Source organism: Streptomyces sp. NPDC005408, assembly GCF_040606445.1.
Taxonomy (GTDB): Bacteria; Actinomycetota; Actinomycetes; order Streptomycetales; family Streptomycetaceae; genus Streptomyces.
Map to the genome: position 1 here is coordinate 39,168 of NZ_JBEXEX010000003.1, position 18,265 is coordinate 57,432.

17 protein-coding genes are annotated in these 18,265 nt (G+C 69.9%); 4 read left to right on the forward strand and 13 right to left on the reverse strand.

The features are described 5' to 3' along the window. Positions 1–167: 167 nt before the first annotated feature. The 10 genes from ABZS64_RS04085 to ABZS64_RS04130 all read right to left on the reverse strand — a co-directional run bounded on the left by ABZS64_RS04085 (position 168) and on the right by ABZS64_RS04130 (position 9,812). Entirely contained in the window at positions 168–581 is a 414-nt protein-coding gene (locus ABZS64_RS04085; RefSeq protein WP_355822872.1) for a DUF3151 domain-containing protein, read from the reverse strand. A 57-nt stretch (positions 582–638) separates the two neighbouring features. Beyond that, a complete protein-coding gene (locus ABZS64_RS04090; protein ID WP_355822874.1) occupies positions 639–2,120 on the reverse strand; it encodes an MFS transporter in 1,482 nt (493 codons plus the stop codon). 28 nt (positions 2,121–2,148) lie between these two features. Beyond that, a complete protein-coding gene (locus ABZS64_RS04095) occupies positions 2,149–3,330 on the reverse strand; it encodes a MalY/PatB family protein (protein ID WP_355822876.1) in 1,182 nt (393 codons plus the stop codon). 55 nt (positions 3,331–3,385) lie between these two features. After that, the gene (gene fbaA, locus ABZS64_RS04100; protein WP_355822878.1) at positions 3,386–4,408 is read right to left on the reverse strand and encodes a class II fructose-bisphosphate aldolase; all 1,023 of its coding nucleotides are present in this window, start codon (positions 4,406–4,408) and stop codon (positions 3,386–3,388) included. 259 nt (positions 4,409–4,667) lie between these two features. Continuing rightward, positions 4,668–5,207 (reverse strand): orotate phosphoribosyltransferase, encoded by a 540-nt coding sequence (gene pyrE, locus ABZS64_RS04105; RefSeq protein ID WP_355822879.1) that lies wholly within the window; start codon positions 5,205–5,207, stop codon positions 4,668–4,670. A gap of 10 nt (positions 5,208–5,217) precedes the next feature. Then, the gene (locus ABZS64_RS04110; protein WP_355822881.1) at positions 5,218–6,012 is read right to left on the reverse strand and encodes an aldose 1-epimerase; all 795 of its coding nucleotides are present in this window, start codon (positions 6,010–6,012) and stop codon (positions 5,218–5,220) included. 22 nt (positions 6,013–6,034) lie between these two features. Then, complete coding sequence (locus ABZS64_RS04115; RefSeq protein ID WP_355822883.1) at positions 6,035–6,961, reverse strand: SRPBCC family protein; 927 nt, start codon at positions 6,959–6,961, stop codon at positions 6,035–6,037. A 131-nt stretch (positions 6,962–7,092) separates the two neighbouring features. Beyond that, positions 7,093–8,643 carry a polyamine aminopropyltransferase gene (locus ABZS64_RS04120; RefSeq protein ID WP_355822885.1) on the reverse strand — a complete coding sequence of 517 codons (1,551 nt, stop codon included), beginning with the start codon at positions 8,641–8,643 and terminating at the stop codon, positions 7,093–7,095. Between the two features lie 54 nt (positions 8,644–8,697). Further along, positions 8,698–9,216 carry a DUF2617 family protein gene (locus tag ABZS64_RS04125; RefSeq protein WP_355822887.1) on the reverse strand — a complete coding sequence of 173 codons (519 nt, stop codon included), beginning with the start codon at positions 9,214–9,216 and terminating at the stop codon, positions 8,698–8,700. A 344-nt stretch (positions 9,217–9,560) separates the two neighbouring features. Further along, positions 9,561–9,812 (reverse strand): hypothetical protein, encoded by a 252-nt coding sequence (locus tag ABZS64_RS04130; protein WP_355822889.1) that lies wholly within the window; start codon positions 9,810–9,812, stop codon positions 9,561–9,563. Between the two features lie 135 nt (positions 9,813–9,947). Between ABZS64_RS04130 and ABZS64_RS04135 the strand changes: the two genes are divergently transcribed. Further along, positions 9,948–11,135, forward strand: a complete 1,188-nt coding sequence (locus ABZS64_RS04135) for a pyridoxal phosphate-dependent aminotransferase (RefSeq protein ID WP_355822891.1) — start codon at positions 9,948–9,950, stop codon at positions 11,133–11,135. Between the two features lie 128 nt (positions 11,136–11,263). After that, positions 11,264–12,487: a glycosyltransferase family 39 protein gene (locus ABZS64_RS04140; RefSeq protein ID WP_355822893.1), complete on the forward strand. Its 1,224-nt coding sequence runs from the start codon at positions 11,264–11,266 to the stop codon at positions 12,485–12,487. A gap of 37 nt (positions 12,488–12,524) precedes the next feature. Here ABZS64_RS04140 and ABZS64_RS04145 read toward each other — a convergent pair whose 3' ends face one another. Together ABZS64_RS04145 and clpB are read right to left on the reverse strand one after the other, a co-directional pair. Continuing rightward, positions 12,525–13,055, reverse strand: a complete 531-nt coding sequence (locus ABZS64_RS04145) for a YbjN domain-containing protein (protein WP_355822895.1) — start codon at positions 13,053–13,055, stop codon at positions 12,525–12,527. Positions 13,056–13,170: 115 nt separating this feature from the next. Then, entirely contained in the window at positions 13,171–15,768 is a 2,598-nt protein-coding gene (clpB, locus tag ABZS64_RS04150; protein WP_355822897.1) for an ATP-dependent chaperone ClpB, read from the reverse strand. A gap of 115 nt (positions 15,769–15,883) precedes the next feature. Between clpB and ABZS64_RS04155 the strand changes: the two genes are divergently transcribed. Next, complete coding sequence (locus tag ABZS64_RS04155) at positions 15,884–16,288, forward strand: pyridoxamine 5'-phosphate oxidase family protein (RefSeq protein WP_355822899.1); 405 nt, start codon at positions 15,884–15,886, stop codon at positions 16,286–16,288. Between the two features lie 150 nt (positions 16,289–16,438). On the opposite strand, the gene ABZS64_RS04160 is transcribed toward ABZS64_RS04155, so the two are convergent. Then, positions 16,439–16,759 carry a (2Fe-2S)-binding protein gene (locus ABZS64_RS04160; RefSeq protein ID WP_142214562.1) on the reverse strand — a complete coding sequence of 107 codons (321 nt, stop codon included), beginning with the start codon at positions 16,757–16,759 and terminating at the stop codon, positions 16,439–16,441. 437 nt (positions 16,760–17,196) lie between these two features. Here ABZS64_RS04160 and ABZS64_RS04165 point away from each other — a divergent pair, with 437 nt between their 5' ends. Further along, entirely contained in the window at positions 17,197–18,180 is a 984-nt protein-coding gene (locus ABZS64_RS04165) for a helix-turn-helix transcriptional regulator (protein ID WP_355823401.1), read from the forward strand. Positions 18,181–18,265 lie beyond the last annotated feature (85 nt).

The window sequence follows — 18,265 nt, forward strand, 5'->3', positions numbered from 1 at the left end:
ACCGGCATCATAAGCCGAGGGGCATTTTCCGGGTCAGAGCGTCGGGCCTGTGATGTGCGTCCCGTCCTCGTCGTAGGGCCAGGCGCGACATCCGTGGGTGACCGTGCACGCCGAAAGGCCCGCACCCCGTGATCAAGACAGGGGATACGGGCCTTCGGATACATGCATCAGCTCAGCGTGTCCGCCGCCGTCTGCGAGGAGTCGCGCAGGAACGTCGAGCAGCGCTCGTACTCCTCCTGCTCACCGATCGCCTGCGCGGCGCGGGCGAGCGCATGCAGGGCACGCAGGAAGCCACGGTTCGGCTCGTGCTCCCAGGGCACGGGGCCGTGGCCCTTCCAGCCGCTGCGCCGCAGCGCGTCGAGGCCACGGTGGTAGCCGGTGCGCGCGTATGCGTACGACTCCACGACGCGGCCGTTCTCGAAGGCGTCGTCGGCGAGCTGGGCCCAGGCCAGCGAGGAGGTCGGATACTTGGCGGCGACCTCGGCGGGCGCCGTCCCGGCCGCGAGCAGCTCACGCGGCTCGGGGTCGTCGGGCAGGTGGGTCGGGGGCGGTCCCCCCAGCAGATCTTCATGGATGGCCATGGGTCCAAGTGTCACAGACGGTCCGGCCTCGCACGCGCTCGAGGCGCCGGGCCCGGGTCAGGGTCCGGTGGACCCGGTCACCCGTTCCGCCGCCTGTTCCAGCGGCGGCGCCGAGACCCCGCAGTTCACCCGGCACTGCGGCCGCGCCCGCGCCAGGACATCCGCCGGTTCCGGCCTCCGTACCGTCGTCCACGCGATCAGCGCGCCCAGCACCAGCACCCCCGCACACATCGGCATCGCCCGCCGGAACGTCTCCCCGAACTGCTCCGCCGAGCGGTACGCCTCCGGCCCCATCCCCGCCAGCAGCGGCAGCGCCGCCACCGCGAGCAGTCCGGCCGCGCGGGCCGCCGCGTTGTTGATGCCGCTGGCGAGCCCCGCCCGCGCGGTCTCCACGGACGCCAGGACGGTCGCGGTCAGCGGCGCGACCAGCGTCACCATGCCCATGCCCATGACCAGCATGGCGGGCAGCACATCGCGTACGTACGAGGCGTCCTCGCCCACGCGCAGCATCAGCAGCATCCCTCCCGCGCACAGCAGAGGGCCCACGGTGAGTGGGATGCGCGGGCCGATCCGCTCCCCCAACTCGCCCGATCTCGCGGAGAAGAGCAGCATCAGCACCGTCGCGGGCAGCAGCGCGGTCCCCGCGCCGAGCGCCGAATAACCCGCCACCACCTGGAGTTGCAGGGCGGTCAGGAAGAAGAAGCCGGCGAAAGCCGCGTACACGCACACCGTCACCAGATTGGCCGCGGTGAACTGCCGCGAGGCGAAGATCGACGGCGGCAGCATCGGATCGGACCGCGAGCGCTCGACGAGCACGAACGCGACGCCCACCACCACGCCCGCGACGCCCGCCCACACCTGCGGGGCGATGAGCCCGTACGTGATCAGCGCCAGCGCCGCCGCGCCGAGCACCGCGCCCAGGACGTCGAACCGGCCGTGGTGCTCGGGGTCGCGCGACTCCGGCACATGCCGCAGCGCCACCGGTACGCACAGCGCGGCCAGCGGCACATTGATCAGGAACACCCAGCGCCAGCCGGGCCCGTCGACGAGCCAGCCGCCGACGAACGGACCGACCGCCGCGCCGACACCGCCGAAACCCGACCACAGCCCCACCGCACGCGCTCGGTCGTCCGGGTGGAAGCTCGCCTGGATCAGCGACAGCGACCCCGGGGTGAGCAGCGCCGCGCCGACGCCCTGCAGGGCTCGCGCGGCCACCAGGAGAACGTCGTTGGGTGCGAGGCCGCACAGCAGCGAGCCGATCGCGAACCAGATCACGCCGAGGACGAAGATCTTCCGCCGCCCGAAGCGGTCGCCGAGAGCCCCGCCGAGCAGAATCAGCCCGGCCAGGGTGAGCGTGTAGGCGTTGACGGTCCACTGGAGGACCGCCAGATCGGAGTTGAGGTCCTCGCCGATGCGAGGCAGTGCGACATTGACGACGGTCGAGTCCAGCAGCGCCATGCTGGACCCGAGCACGGTGGTCAGAACCACCCAGCGGCCGGTTGCCGAGGACAGTCTGATGGTGCCCGGACTGTTGTCCATACCGGGGATCATCCCAGTAGACGCGAGGTCAGACGAGTCGGCGGAGCGCACGGATCAGGGCGTCCACACCCTGTTCCGCCTTGGCACGCGGGCAGCCGACATTGAGCCGTACGAAGCCCTCGACGCCGTAGGTCGTGCCGGGCATGATCGCGACCTTCTCGCGCTGGATCAGCTCCTGCTGCAGCGCCGCGTCGTCGATGCCCAGCGCCCGCAGATCGATCCAGGCGAGATAGCCGGCCTGCGGCGGCTGCCAGCCGAGTTCGGGGAAGGCGGAGCCCAGCCGTTCGGCGACCATCCGCAGATTCCCCGCCACATACGCGCCGAGCTCGTCCAGCCACGGCCCGCCCTCGCGGTACGCGGCGATGTGCGCGGTCAGCGACAGCACGGCGGGCGAGGCGAGCCCCTCGCCGGTCTGCATCCGGCGCAGAAACGCGGCATGGTCGTCCAGGTCGCCGATGATCCCGTACGAACCGCTCAGCGCCGGGAAGTTGAAGGCCTTGGTGGCGGAGGTGATCAGCGCCCAGCGCCCGGTCCCGAACCGCGTCCACGGCAGATGGCGCTGCCCGTCGGCCACGAAGCCGGGGTGGACGAAGTCGGCGTGTATCTCGTCGCTGATGACGGCGACGTCGTACGCGGCCGCCAGCCGCGCCGTCTCGGTCAGCTCGGCCTCGGTCCACACCCGGCCCGTGGGGTTGTGGGGCGAGCAGAGGACGAGCACCTTGCTGTCGGCGCGGGCGAGCAGCCGTTCCAGTGCGGCCATGTCTCCGACCGGCGCCCCGCGCAGCTCCCGCCCGAGGCCGGATATCGCCTTCAGGAAGCCGTCGTACGTGGGTGTGTGGACGACGACCGCGTCACCCGGCTCGGTCCACATCCGCAGCAACTGCGAGAGCTGGTTGAGCACGGACGGGCCGTACACGACCCGTCCGGTGTCGATCTGGGTGTCGTACCGGCTGGTGAACCAGTGGCTCACGGCGGACAGGAAGTCATCGTGCCGCCAGTCGGTGTAGCCGAAGACTCCGTGGGCGATGCGGCGCTGAAGCGCTGCGAGCACCTCGGGCGGCGAGGTGAAGTCCATGTCGGAGATGGTGAAGGGCAGCAGTCCGTCGACGCCGAAACGGTCCGCGACCCCGTCCCACTGGATGCACCAGGTGCCGCGCCGGTCGACGGGGGTGTCGAAGTCATAGCTCACGATGAGTCCTTCCCGGGGCATGCCGCGGGCCCGGCACCCCCGCGAAGGGGTGCCGGGCCCGGCGTACGGACGGCGCTTACTTGATCTTGGTGCCCGTGGAGCGCAGGGCCGCACACGCCTCGGAGACGCGCTTGGCCATACCGGCCTCGGCGGCCTTGCCCCAGGTGCGCGGGTCGTAGGTCTTCTTGGAGCCGACCTCGCCGTCGACCTTCAGCACACCGTCGTAGTTCTTGAACATGTGGTCCGCGACGGGGCGGGTGAAGGCGTACTGGGTGTCGGTGTCGAGGTTCATCTTCACGACGCCGTTCTCCAGCGCGGTGGCGATCTCCTCGGCCGTGGAGCCGGAGCCGCCGTGGAAGACGAAGTCGAACGGGTCGGCCTTGCCGTACTTGGCGGCGACACCGGCCTGCAGGTCCTTCAGCAGCTCGGGGCGGAGCACGACGTTGCCCGGCTTGTAGACGCCGTGGACGTTGCCGAAGGAGGCAGCCAGCAGGTAGCGGCCCTTCTCACCCAGGCCGAGCGCCTCGGCGGTACGCAGCGCGTCATCGACCGTGGTGTACAGCTCATCGTTGATCTCGTGGGTGACGCCGTCCTCCTCGCCGCCGGTCGGGGTGATCTCGACCTCGAGGATGATCTTGGCGGCAGCTGCCAGCGCCAGCAGCTCCTGGCCGATGGCCAGGTTGTCGGCGAGGGTCTCGGCCGAGCCGTCCCACATGTGGGACTGGAACAGCGGGTCCTGGCCCTTGGCCACGCGCTCGGCGGAGACGGCGAGCAGCGGACGGACATAGCCGTCGAGCTTGTCCTTGGGGCAGTGGTCCGTGTGCAGCGCGACGGTGATGTCGTACTTGGCGGCGACGATGTGCGCGAACTCGGCCAGCGCGACCGCGCCGGTGACCATGTCCTTGCTGTGCTGGCCGCCCAGGAACTCGGCGCCACCGGTCGAAATCTGGATGATGCCGTCGCTCTCGGCCTCCGCGAAGCCGCGCAGCGCAGCGTGCAGGGTCTGGGACGAGGTCACATTGATGGCCGGGTAGGCGAACTTGCCTGCCTTCGCCCGGTCGAGCATCTCGTTGTAGACCTCGGGAGTCGCGATGGGCATGTGTCCGCTCCTTGTGATGTGCGGGTATGTATTGCTGGCCCTGACCTGGGGGCGACGTCATCGTCGCGGCCCATCTTTCCAGACTCTCGGCGCGGCTCCACCCAGCGTGCGTCACGGGCATGCGTGAGGGCCCGGCTGTTTCAGGTTCTGTGCCTTCCCGGGGGGCGACCCCCGGACCCCCGAACGGCCGGGCCCTCATCATCACCGCAGGTCAGAGGCCACTTCGCGACTCAGGTCACGAGTTGCTCGCGGAGAGGTCTCAGGCGAGACCCAGCTCGTCGAGCGAGTACGCGTTGACATACGGCAGCCCCGCCTCGGCGATGGCCGGGGCCGCGCCCCGCTCGACGATCACGGCGACCGCGACGACCTCGCCGCCCGCCTCCCGTACCGCCTCGACGGCCGTCAGCGGAGAGCCGCCGGTGGTCGAGACGTCCTCGACGACCAGGCAGCGGCGGCCCTTGACGTCGGTGCCCTCGATCCGGCGCTGCATGCCGTGCGCCTTGCCCGTCTTGCGTACGACATAGGCGTCGAGCCGCTGCCCGCGAGCCGCCGACGCGTGCAGCATCGAGGTGGCCACAGGGTCGGCGCCCAGCGTCAGCCCGCCCACGCAGTCGTAGTCGATGTCGGCGGTGGCATCGAGCATCACCTGGCCGACGAGCGGCGCGGCCTCGCCGTCCAGCGTGATCCGGCGCAGGTCGATGTACCAGTCGGCCTCAATACCCGAGGAGAGGGTCACCTTGCCGTGCACCACGGCCTTGTCCTTGATCTGCTGGAGCAGCTCAGCGCGTACGTCAGTCATGGTCGCCAGCTTAAAGCCGACGCCAGCTCCAGGTTGTCGCGATCTCCAGGGGCTCGATCGGAGTGACCAGCTGAGGGTGCGTGTTCAGACCGTTGGGCGGCCCGGACTGCGGTTCCACGCACACAGCCTCGGCCTGCTCGTCGTAGATCACGACCCATTCGGCGCGACTGGCGACGGTGAGCTCCAGCTGATCAGGCCAGGTGAGCGTGACCTTGACCCCGTCCGGCATCCCGAAGCAGTCGTCCCAGGGGCCTGGCAGGGGCGCGATGCGCTGCCCGGTCGGCAGATGGTCGTCCCCGCGCAGCTCCTGCCACTCGGCGCTGAAGTCGATGCGCACGTCCTCGCCGCCGCCGAGGTTGCGCAGGAACCACGGGTGCCAGCCGGCCTGGGCCGGGAAGGAGGTGTCGTAGGTCTCGATGCCCATGGCGAGCGTCAGCGAGTCCTCGGCCAGCTCGAAGGTCTGGGTGACACGTCCGGTGTACGGCCAGGGCTCGGCAAGGTCGTAGGTGAAGGACGCGTCGCTCTTGGCCGTGCGGGCGGTGCGCCAGGCGGTGTCGCGGCCGGTGCCGTGGATGGCGTGCGGCGGGGAGTTGAGCGGCAGTTGATGCGCTACGTCGCCGTTGTGGAACAGGCCGTTCCTGACCCGGCCGCACCAGGGGACCATCGGAAATGAGCCGTACCGGTCGCCCTGGCGCAGCACCTCGGTGCCACCGATGGTCAGGCTTGCGACCCGGCAGCCGTGATCCGGACGGATGGTCAACTCGACGTCGCCGGCGGCCAGCCGGACGCTCTCTTCGCTACTCACACCACGACAGTACTGGCGGTGACTACTTGCGGCGGCGGAGCACCCGGCTCACGACCACGGCGGAGGCGAACGCGAGGGCCGCGGCGGGCGCGATCCAGCGCAGGGTGGCGCTCGCGGTGCCGGCTTCGGGGGCGGGCGTGGGTGCGTAACGCCCGCGCGGCGGGGCGTGGTCGACCTCTTCGGCGCTGCGCCCGATCATGGTGCGGCGGGCGTGCGCGGCCTCGGCGGGCGGCTCGTCGGGGACGACGGGAGGCTCACGCAGTTCACGGAGCTCCGCCGGCTCTTCGGGCCCGTCCACCTCGTCCGGCCCCTCCTCCTCGTACGACTCGGCCGCGTCGAACTCCTCCTCGGCGGCGGGGTCGAGCGAGGGCGGCGGCACGGGCGCATCGAACACGGACGGCTGCGGGGCGTCGCCGCCCTGGTCATCCGCCGCCACGTCAACCGCGTCGCCTGGCGCCGCATCGTCGGCGGAAGCATCATCGACGGAGGCGTCGTCGACCGGCGCGCCCGCCACCGCCGGGTCCTCCGCCGTCGTCGCGAGCCGGTCCGCAAAGCGGTCGAGGAGCCGGTGCGCGGCCGACGTCGTCGTCGCGTCCTCCAGCTCAGCCAGCCGTCCCTCGGCACTCGACGTCCCCGTGAAGCTGAGCGTCGTGCCGCCCTCCGCGGGCTCCGGACGGATCGTCAGGCTCACCTTGGCCGAGCCGGTGCCGCGCGCTTCCACGCCGTCGCCCTCGACCGCGAAGATCTCGCCCTGTTCCACGACGCGCAGGGTGCCGCGGTAGGTGATCGTGTGCCCGCCGATCCGGACCTTCAGCCGGCCGGCGAGAGGTCCCGCGGACTCGTCCGCGTCCTGTTGGAGCCCCGGCACACAGCGGGCGACCCGGGCGGGGTCCCTCAGTGCCTGTCGGACGGTCTCTGCCGGAACCGGAACGAACACCTCATGCTCCATGGGAGCCGAGCCTACTCAGACGCGCCCGCCACGTCTGCGTTTCGGTCCGTGTAAGGCTCAGTCGGTTTGCGGCCCGGTCGGTGTTCCTCAGCCGGTGTCCTTCAGGCGGTTCGGCTCAGCCCGTGTTCGGCTCAGCCGGCGTACCGCGGGTGCACCAGCGTGGAGGGCGGCAGACCCGGCAGCCTTGTCCGCTCCGCACACCACGCGCCCGCAGCGAGCTCGGACGGGTCCAGCGCCCGCAGCCGCGGGGCTCCCGGGGCAAGCCCGAGGTCCGGCGCCCACCCCGTGGCCGCCAGCAGGAACCCCCAGCCGTGCAGCGCGGACATCGCCCCGCCGCAGTACGGACTGGTGCGGAACCCGGCCGCCCGCAGCGTCGCGTCGACCGTCCAGAAGGTGCGCGGGCGCGAGGCGGGCGGCCCCGCGTGCACGACGAGCCGCCCGCCACCCGCGAGAACCCGTGCGGCAAGCCCGTAGAACTCCTGGGAGTAGAGCTTCGTGCTCGGTGTGATGCCCGGGTCGGGCAGGTCCGAGATCACCACGTCGTACGCCCCGCGGGGCACGCGCAGCCACGTGAAGGCGTCCGCGATGACGACCCGCACCCTCGGGTCGCGGTACGCGTGCTCGTTCAGCACGGACAGCGCCGGGTCGGTGCGCGCCAGCCGGACGACACCCGGATCCAGTTCGACGACGGTCACCGACTCGACGTCCCGGTAGCGCAGCACCTCGCGCGCCGCCAGCCCGTCGCCCCCGCCCAGGATCAGCACCCGCGCATGCGGCCCCAGCATCGCCGGATGGACCAGCGCCTCGTGGTAGCGGTACTCGTCGCGCCCGCTGACCCGCAGCCGTCCGTCGAGGAAGAGGTCGGGCGGCCCCGAGCGGCTGCCGGTGAGGACGACTTCCTGAACGTCGGTGTGGACGGCGACGCGCACCTCGTCGCCGTAGACCGCCTGACGCGCCGCCCGCTCGAAGTCGTCGGCCATGACGGTCGCGGTCGCCAGCACCGCGAGCACCGTCACGTTGGCGACCAGAAGCCAGCCGCGCCAACGGGCCGTCAGATCCCGCCGGAACAGCCACAGTACGAGCGAGCCGCCCGCCACCGCGTTGACGGCGCCCGTCAACAGAGCGCCCGTGAGCTGACCCAGCCACGGCAGCAGCAGAAACGGGAACGCGAGCCCGCCGACGAGGGCTCCCACATAGTCCGCGGCGAACAGATCCGCGACCGTGCCCTCGGCGTCACGCCGGGAGATGCGCTGGATCAGGGACATCAGCAGGGGGATCTCCGCGCCGATCAGTACCCCGATGGCGAGCGAGAAGCACACCAGCACGAACCGGGACTCGCCGATCCAGGCGAACGCGGCGTACAGCACCATCGCCGAGCAGCCGCCGACCAGGGCGAGCGCCGTCTCCAGTACGCCGAATCCGACCGCGGCCCGGCAGCGCAGCCGCTTGGCGAGGAGCGAGCCGATGCCCATCGCGAAGACCATCACCGACAGCACGACGGACGCCTGGGTGACGGAGTCGCCGATCAAATACGAAGCGAGCGCGACCAGTTCGAGCTCGTACACCAGTCCGCAGGCGGCGCAGACGAAGACGGCCGTGAGCACCAGATACCGGCCGGCGTCGGGGCGCACGGGCAGCCGCACCGCACACGGGGGCGGTGAGGTGGGCGGCCGATCGATCATGTTTGTAACGCTACGTCACGGGTTGCGTGCAGCCTGTCACCCACAAGGGTTCAACTAGAGCGTGGCAGGCATACGGGCACCGACCCGCGTACGGGTGACAACAAGACGGCCCTCCTGCGGATAGGCGTGCCATGTGCGCCAGCGCACCTGGCCTTCGAGCCGCTGCGCCAGCATCGCCGTGAACGCGTGCGGCGAACCGGGAAAGGTGCCGGCCAGTCCCTGGGGGTGATCGGCGACCAGCGCGAGGAGTTCCTGCGCGCGCCCCGCGAAGGAGCCGTTCGAGAGTGTCTCGACGCGGGCCGCGAACTCGTACTCCCAGTCGCCGAGCCGCTTGGCGACCCCGAGGGGCAGCGGGGTGCTGCTGCCGGGCATGCAGGCGACGGTCTCGGAGCAGCTTCCCTGCTTCTCCTCGAGGAGCACCTGGTGCGAGGCGCCCAGCAGCCTCAACTGGAGCTTCGCTCCGGACAGTTCGAGGTCGAGGACAGCGAGGGCGGGCAGCGGCTCCCGGCCCAGCGCCCAGGCGAGGTCGTCGGCGCGGGTGTCGGTGTACGCGGTATGGAGGATCGTGAGCATGGGTCGGCTCCGCAAAACACGCTTCGGCGGGTGGACACGTGGACCGGGGGCGCCCCTGAGGGGGAGTTGAAGAAGATCCGGGGGAGCGCCTGCTCGGGTCCACATCAGGTCCGAGGGCTGGATGGTTCCAACAGGTTCCGACAGCGAGGGAATCATGAAGTAAGCGGCGCCCACAGCATTTTTACCCAACTTGCAAGGGTTTCCATCCCCCCGGGGGCCTCACGGTTCAATTGTTCAACTGAGAACGGCCACTAAGGCCACCCGGCCAACATCAACAGAAAGGCACCCGGCGGGAGTTCGCTCCGCCGAGTGCCTTTCAGTGGTCGCGGACCAGCTGCCCCGTGTCAGCTGCCTCCGCCACCGCATCCCCCGCCGCCCCCGCACGACGAGCCCCCGCCGCAGGACGAACCGCCCCCGCAGGAGGAGCCGCCCGAGTCACCGCCACCGGCCCACCAGCTGCCGCTGCCCCCCGAGGCACTGCTCCGGCGCCGCCCCCTGCCGCTCCCGCCCTTCTTGGAACCGGCGGCCATCGCGACGATCACGACAAAGACGAACCCGATGATCAGTATCCCGATGAAGGTTGTCACTGCACTCACCGTCCTTCCATTCCCCCGAAGCGAGCCCCCCGCGTCGTTGCGTGACCGCTTCTTGCGTGTGAGGGGGATGCCCCTGGCCCCACAGACCCAAAGCTGACTTGAGCAACTCCAGAGCTTCGGCACAGGATGGCGACCATGACTGCACGCGATGCGGGACCACGACCGCTGCTCAACCGCCGGCTGGCCGAATTCGGCACGACGATCTTCGCGGAGATGTCGGCGCTGGCCGTCGCGACCGGCTCGATCAACCTCGGCCAGGGCTTCCCCGACACGGACGGCCCCGAGGAGATCAGGGAGGCGGCGGTACGGGCGCTGCGTGACGGCCGCGGCAATCAGTACCCGCCCGGCCCCGGCGTCCCCGAGCTGCGCACAGCGATCGCCGACCACCAGCGCATCCGCTACTCCCTGTCGTACGACCCGGACACGGAGGTGCTGGTCACCACGGGTGCGACCGAGGCGATCGCGGCCTCGCTGCTGGCCCTGGTGGAGCCCGGCGACGAGGTGATCGCGCTGGAGCCCTACTACGACTCGTACGCCGCGTGCATCGCGATGGCGGGCGGGAGCCGGGTGCCGGTGACGCTCCGGCCGCGGGACGGCTCGTACCACCTCGACCTGGACGAACTGCGGGACGCGGTCACCGACCGGACGCGGCTGATCCTGCTCAACACCCCGCACAATCCGACCGGCACAGTGCTCACGCGCGAGGAGCTCGCCGCGATCGCGACACTCGCCGTCGAGCGCGATCTGCTGGTCGTCACCGACGAGGTCTACGAGCATCTGGTCTTCGACGGCGAGCATGTGCCGATCGCGTCCTTCCCCGGGATGCGGGAGCGCACGGTCAGCATCTCCTCGGCGGGCAAGACCTTCTCCTTCACGGGATGGAAGGTCGGCTGGCTGACGGCGTCGCCGGAGCTGGTGACTGCGGTCCGCTCGGCCAAGCAGTTCCTCACCTACGTGTCGGCGGGCCCGTTCCAGTACGCGGTCGCCGAGGCGCTGCGGCTGCCCGAGACGTACTTCGAGGGGCTGCGCGACGATCTGCGTGCCAAGCGCGATCTGCTCAGCGCGGGACTCGCGGACGCCGGGTTCGAGGTCTACCGCCCGGCCGGGACGTACTTCGTCACCACCGACATCCGCTCGCTGGGCGAGTCCGACGGCTTCGCCTTCTGCCGCTCGCTGCCGGAGCGGTGCGGGGTCGTGGCGATCCCGAACGCGGTCTTCTACGACCACCGCGAACAGGGCGCGCCCTTCGTACGGTTCGCCTTCTGCAAGCGCCAGGCGGTCCTGGAAGAGGCCGTGACCCGGCTCAAGGCGCTCGCTCGCTAGCGGCTGAGGCCGCGGCTGTCACGGCCGACACGCGCCCCTTCAGCCGACCGGGTAGGAACCGGCCCCTTCGGCTGGTCAGCGCTCGCGTGCGCGGGCTTGGCCGCTCATGGTCGGGTTGACCGACTTGTGTGCGCGCCCGGAGGTGCCCCCTGACCGCCCAGACATTCGACAGCGCAGCGGCGGCGGGTGCCCGGCCCGTTCCCCGCTGGCGTGCCGCACTGCTGCGGGCCGCCCCCGCACTCGGGCTGTTCGCGGCAGCACGACTCACCGGGCTGCTGGTGATGGCGGGCTGGGCCTGGCACATCGGGCGCTCGCCGCGGGCGATCCTCTCCCGGGCCTGGGACTCCGACTGGTACATGCTGATCGCCGAGCACGGCTACGGCCGCACGCTGTACTGGCCGGACGGCTCGGTCCAGAGCGATCTGGCGTTCTTCCCGCTCTACCCGGCGCAGCTGCGCGCGGTGACGGCCGTACTGCCGGTGACCAGCGGGACGGCCGGGCTGCTGATCTCCTGGAGTGCGGCGGCCGCGGCCGCCTGGGGCATCTACGCGGTCGTGGAGCGGCTGCACGGACGGCGGACCGCGACCGCGGTGGTGCTGCTGTGGGGGCTGCTGCCGCACTCGATCGTGCTGTCCATGGCGTACACCGAGCCGGTGCTCACCGCCTTCGCCGCCTGGTCGCTGTACGCGCTGCACACCCATCGGTGGCTGTGGGCGGGCGTACTGGCGAGCCTCGCCGGTCTTTCGCGGCCCAATGGGATCGCGGTGGCCGCGGCGGTGCTCGCGGTGGCGGTGAACGAGCTGGTCACGGCATACCGGAGGCGCGAGCGTCTGCGCCCGTGGCGGCTGCGGACGTACTGGCGGATCTGGACGGGCGCCGCCCTGGCGCCGCTCGGCTGGTGCGGCTATGTCCTCAGCGTCGGCTTCCGCGCGGGCGATCCGCTGGGCGGCTACTTCGCCGTGCAGCGCGGCTGGACCTCGCGGTTCGACTTCGGGATCGGGGCGCTGAAGGTGGTGCGGGACATCGTGGAGCGGCCCTCGCTGCTCCCGATCCAGATGTCGCTGCTGGTGGTCGCCGGGTCGGTGCTGCTGTTCGTACTGTTCGCGCTGGAGCGGCCGCCGGCGGCGCTGCTGGTGTACACCGCGGTGCTGTTGCTGATCACGGTCGGCGGCTCCGGCTTCTTCGAGTCCAAGCCGCGTTTTCTGCTGCCGGCCTTCCCGCTGCTGCTGCCGCTTGCCCTCGCGCTGACAAAAGCCCGGCCCAGGGCGGCGGTCGTGGTGACCGTCGCGCTGGCCGGGCTGTCGTTCGCCTACGGGACATACCTGCTGACGCTGTCCCCGATCGCTCTCTAGAGGAGCGCTCCGGGCAGCGCGGGCGCCGCCGAGCGGATCAGGCGTCGTCGGCGGGCTTCTCGTCGGCCGTCTCCAGGCCGAGCTGCTCCGCGAGCCACTTGTCGAACTCGATGGCCGCGCGGACCCAGCTGACCGTCGACGAGACGAAGTGCTCCAGGCTGACGCCCGTGCCGATCAGCATCTGGGCCTCGCCGATGAGGCGGATGGTGGGGCCGTCCTCCTCCTCGTCGTGGAGATGGGTGTAGACCTTCGGCCACAGGGTGCGGCGGTTCCAGTCGTCGACCGCGTCGAGGAGCTTCGGCTTGTCCTCGACGGTGTGCGGACGGTCGTAGAAGGTCCGCACCGAGAAGACCTGCTGGTCGGCCTCGCCGCGGAACATGAAGTACGTACGGAATTCCTCCCACGGCGCCGCGAGGTCACCCTCGTCGTCGACGACGTACTTCAGTTCCATCTGGTCGAGGAGTTGCTTGACCAGGTCCTGGTCGGGAACGACGGGCCCCGCCGGTCCTGCGGCCTGAGGCTGGGGCTGGCCCCCGAAATTCGGAATCGAGGACGGATCGATGGTCACCGTGGATTTCCCTTCGTACGGTTCCCGCCATCCTCCCCCATGTCGGGCGGGGGCTGGCAACCCCCACCCGACGGGTCTGCTCGTGGCTTGAGGTCCTGCCCGGTCTTCCCGGTGATCAGAGGCTCTTCCCGGTGGCCGGTCCCACGATCAGCTCGTCGCCGAAACGGTCGACCTTGACCGTGTCGCCGTCCGTGACCTCGCCCGCGAGGATCTCCTTCGCGAGCCGGTCGCCGATCGCGGTCTGCACGAGACGGCGCAGCGGCCGCGCGCCGTACGCCGGGTCCATGCCCTCGTCGGCCAGCCACTCCAGCGCCGCCGGAGTGACCTCCAGCGTGAGCCGCCGCTCGGCGAGACGCTTGGCGAGCCGGCCGATCTGGAGCTTCGCGATATGCGCCAGCTCGTCCTTGGACAGGGCCGTGAAGACCACCAGGTCGTCGAGCCGATTGAGGAACTCCGGCTTGAAGGAGGCCCGAACGACCTCCAGGACCTGCTGCTTCTTCTCCTCGTCGCTGGTGAGCGGCTCCACCAGATACTGGCTTCCGAGGTTGGAGGTCAGGATCAGGATGGTGTTGCGGAAGTCCACCGTCCGTCCCTGGCCGTCGGTCAGCCGCCCGTCGTCGAGTACCTGCAGCAGGATGTCGAAGACCTCGGGGTGCGCCTTCTCCACCTCGTCGAGCAGGACGACGGAGTACGGGCGCCTGCGGACGGCCTCGGTGAGCTGGCCGCCCTCCTCGTAGCCGACGTACCCCGGCGGGGCTCCGACGAGCCGGGCGACGGAGTGCTTCTCGCCGTACTCCGACATGTCGATACGGACCATGGCCCGCTCGTCGTCGAAGAGGAAGTCCGCGAGCGCCTTGGCCAGTTCCGTCTTGCCGACACCGGTCGGGCCGAGGAAGAGGAACGAGCCGGTGGGCCGGTCGGGGTCGGCGATCCCGGCGCGTGTCCTGCGTACCGCGTCGGACACCGCCTGGACGGCCTCGCTCTGGCCGATCAGCCGCCTGCCCAGCTCCTGTTCCATCCGCAGCAGCTTCTGCGTCTCGCCCTCGAGCAGCCGCCCGGCCGGAATACCGGTCCACGAGCCCACCACATCGGCGATGTCGTCGGGGCCGACCTCGTCCTTGACCATGGTGTCCTTGGCGGCTTCCTGCTCCGCCTCGGACGCCTCCTCCAGCTCACGCTCCAGCGTGGGGATCTCCCCGTACAGCAGCTTGGAAGCGGTGTCGAAGTCGCCGTCGCGCTGGGCCCGTTCGGCCTGGCCGCGCAGCTCGTCGAGCTTCTCCTTCAGCTCACCGACGCGGTTGAGGCCTTCCTTCTCCTTCTCCCAGCGCGCCGTAAGACCGCGCAGCTCCTCCTCCTTGTCGGCGAGGTCGCGGCGCAGCTTCTCCAGGCGCTGCTTGGAGCCGGGGTCGGTCTCGTTCTTGAGCGCGAGCTCCTCCATCCTCAGCCGGTCGACGGCGCGCTGCAGCTCGTCGATCTCGACCGGCGAGGAGTCGATCTCCATCCGCAGCCGGGACGCGGCCTCGTCGACGAGGTCGATGGCCTTGTCGGGCAGGAAGCGCGAGGTGATGTACCGGTCGGAGAGTGTCGCGGCGGCGACCAGCGCGCTGTCCGCGATCTGCACCTTGTGGTGGGCCTCGTAACGGCCCTTGAGCCCGCGCAGGATCGCGATCGTGTCCTCGACGGTCGGCTCGTCGACCAGCACCTGCTGGAAGCGCCGCTCCAGCGCCGCGTCCTTCTCGATCCGCTCGCGGTACTCGTCGAGCGTGGTGGCGCCGACCATGCGCAGCTCGCCGCGCGCCAGCATCGGCTTGAGCATGTTGCCCGCGTCCATGGACGAGTCGCCGCCGGCGCCCGCGCCCACGACGGTGTGCAGCTCGTCGATGAAGGTGATGATCTGGCCGTCGCTCTCCTTGATCTCGGAAAGGACGGTCTTCAGCCGTTCCTCGAATTCACCGCGGTACTTCGCACCTGCGACCATCGCGCCGAGGTCGAGCGAGACGAGCCGCTTGTTCTTGAGGGACTCGGGGACGTCGCCCTTGACGATGCGCTGGGCGAGCCCCTCGACGACGGCGGTCTTGCCGACGCCGGGCTCACCGATCAGCACTGGGTTGTTCTTGGTGCGCCGGGACAGCACCTGCACGACCCGGCGGATCTCCTGGTCCCGGCCGATGACCGGGTCGAGCTTGCCCTCGCGGGCCGCGGCGGTGAAGTCCGTACCGAACTTCTCCAGTGCCTTGTACTGCCCCTCAGGGTCGGGTGTGGTCACCCGGCGCCCTCCCCTTACCGTCTCGAACGCGTCCAGCAGCTTCTTCGCCGTGGCCCCCTGCTGGGCCAGCACCTCTCCGGCCTGGCCGCCCTTGGCGGCGATGCCGATGAGCAGGTGCTCGGTGGACAGGTAGTCGTCCCCGAGCTCCTTGGCCCGCTGAGCGGCGTCTGCGATGACCGCCAGCAACTCCCTGTTGGGCTGGGGCGGTGCGACGGTGGATCCGGTCACGCTGGGCTGGGCCGCGAGCACCCGCTCGGCCCCGGCGCGCACGGCCACCTGGTCCGCCTCGACAGCGGCCAGCAGGTCGATGATGTTCTCGTTGTCCTCGCCCGCGAGCAGGGCGAGCAGCAGATGCGCGGGGGTCAGATCGGCATGCCCGGCGGACACCGCCCGACTGGTGGCAGCGTTGATCGCATCCCGGCTCTTGTTGGTCAGCTCGGCATCCACGTCCGGTCTCTCCTCTCGCTGGGCTCATCCCAACACTGACTCATTCAACCTGCACAAAGTTGAGTCTATTTCACTCAACCTAGTGAACGGAAGTCGCCGCCGGTAGGTTCCGGGCATGGCCATCGACCCGCGCAACCCCGACGCGTCCTACCTCAGCTTCTGGCGTGAGTACCACATGAGCACACTGACGACCCCGCGCCAGGACGGCACCCCTCACGTCGTCGCGGTCGGCGTCACGTACGACCCGGAGGGCGGATTCGCCCGCGTCATCACCAACAAGCACAGCCACAAGGTCGCCAACATCCTGGCCGCCGGCCCGGACGGGGCGCCGGTCGCGGTCTGTCAGGTCGACAAGGGGCGCTGGGCGACCCTGGAGGGCCGCGCGAGGGTCCGTACGGAGCCAGAGCTCATCGCGGACGCGGTGGAGCGTTACGCGGAGCGCTACGGCCGCACGCCGGCCCCGAATCCGGACCGGGTGCTGATCGAGATCGCCCTGACGCGGGCAATGGGCAGGGCGTAGGCCGGCTCACGTACTACTGGGCTCCCGTGCGGTACTCCCGCACTGGGATCCGTACGGGAAAAGCACAGCGGCGCCATCGCGTTTCAGGTCCACGATGGCGCCGCTGTGTGGGGGAAGCGCCTGAGCGATTTACAACGACGGGGGAACCGCTCAGGCACTGCGGGGGGTGGCGGTGGTGGTGTCGGGCTCGACCAGCTGGTGATCGCGTTGGTCGAGATTGACAAAAATCATGCCGTACCGGATGGCACAGCGGACGGGCTGCGGAGCTCCACGGGGCCGGCGAAGGCACCGATACGCACGGACGTCTTCGTCCTCCTCGCGCGCCACGACAATCGGCTCTCCGAACAGGGTGACCATCAACGAGTCGCCACGGTGGGGGATTGCCGTGACGAGGTCGATGAAATGCCACCCCGATCGATAAGCCGTAGCCATCTCACGCCGGAAGACCCGGTCGTCCGGTGGAACGGTCATGCGTCCGTGCGGGCCGGAGCGACACCCCAGGAGGGCTCACCGGGCTCACCCGCGGCGTCAGCCGGAGCGACACCCCATGAAGGCTCACCGGGAGTACCCGACGCGTCTGCCGGAGCGACGACGCCCCAGGAGGGCTCACCGGGCGTTCCCGCCACAGCATCCGCGGGGACGAAGCCCCACGACGGTTCACCAGGAGCTGCCGTCACCGCGCCGGCGGGAGAGCTGCCCCAGGAGGGCTCACCGGAGGCCACCGCACCGAGCGCGGCCGCCGCTATGGCAAGAGCACAAAGAGCACGTAGCGTCCTAGACATGGGTGATCTCCACCTCTTTTGATCATTCCTCCTCCCCCGCGCATAAGACGATGTCTCACTCCGAACGCTTGCACCAGCGACGGCAGGCATCATGTTCCTGTAATGCAGGAGCCTGAGGGGGTGCATATGCCATCTAATGAGGGCGAAACGGGACACCCTCACGCAGACGGCGAGCTGTGCGAGGCGGGGAAAAATCTCTACATCACCGCACTGCGCACCGGACGTATAGCCCGGTCAGAGGCGGAATCAACACCCTGCCTCTTCGATCTCGCCCTGCTGCACCCGGATCCCGACGACGCTCAGTGGCTCCGACCGGTCCCGCCGACCACTGCGCTGACACAGCTGATACACCCCATCGAGCGGGAGATCCAAGAGCGCAGACGACGAACTGTCGCTCTGACCGATGCTCTTGAGCCATTCATGGCGTTCACCGCTCAGAACTCCACCGTCCCACAAGGAATAACCGTCCTCGAGGGCCTCAACCGCATCAACACAACCCTCGACCAAGTCACCGCAGACTGCACCGAGGAGCTTCTCACGGTCCAGCCCGGCAGCGGGCGACAGCCGCACATCCTGGAGAAGGCGCTGCGCCGCGTGGAGCCGCTCATCGACCGGGGCGTCCGTATGCGCACGCTCTACCAGCACACGGCCCGCCACCACCCCGCCACGCTCGCCTACATGGAACAGGTCGGACCGTCCGGTGTGGAGGTGCGCACGCTGGAAGAGATCATCGACCGGCTGATCATCGTCGACCGGAGAGTGGCCTTCATTCCGGCGAGCAGCGACCGTCTTTCCGCCCTGGAACTGCGACACAAGGGCATCGTGGAGTATCTGGTCGGCGTCTTCGAGCAGTTCTGGCTGCACGGCATCCCGTGGGAGGAGCCGATCTCGTACGGCCCGGACCTGGACGGCATCACCGGCATCCAGCGCTCGATCGCGAAACTCCTGGTCGAAGGGCATGTGGACGAGGCCATCGCCCGCCGGCTCGGGATGAATGTCCGCACCTGCCGGGCCCATATCGCCAAGCTGGGCTCGTCGTTGGGCAGCGGCAGCCGGACCCAGCTGGGCTATCTGATCGCGCAGTCGGGGATCCTGGAACACGAGTCCTGAACGTGACCGAAACCCATACGCCGAGGTCCTGTCCGGTCGATCCGGCCTGATCGACCGGACAGGACCGAAGGGGCCGGAGAGCAAC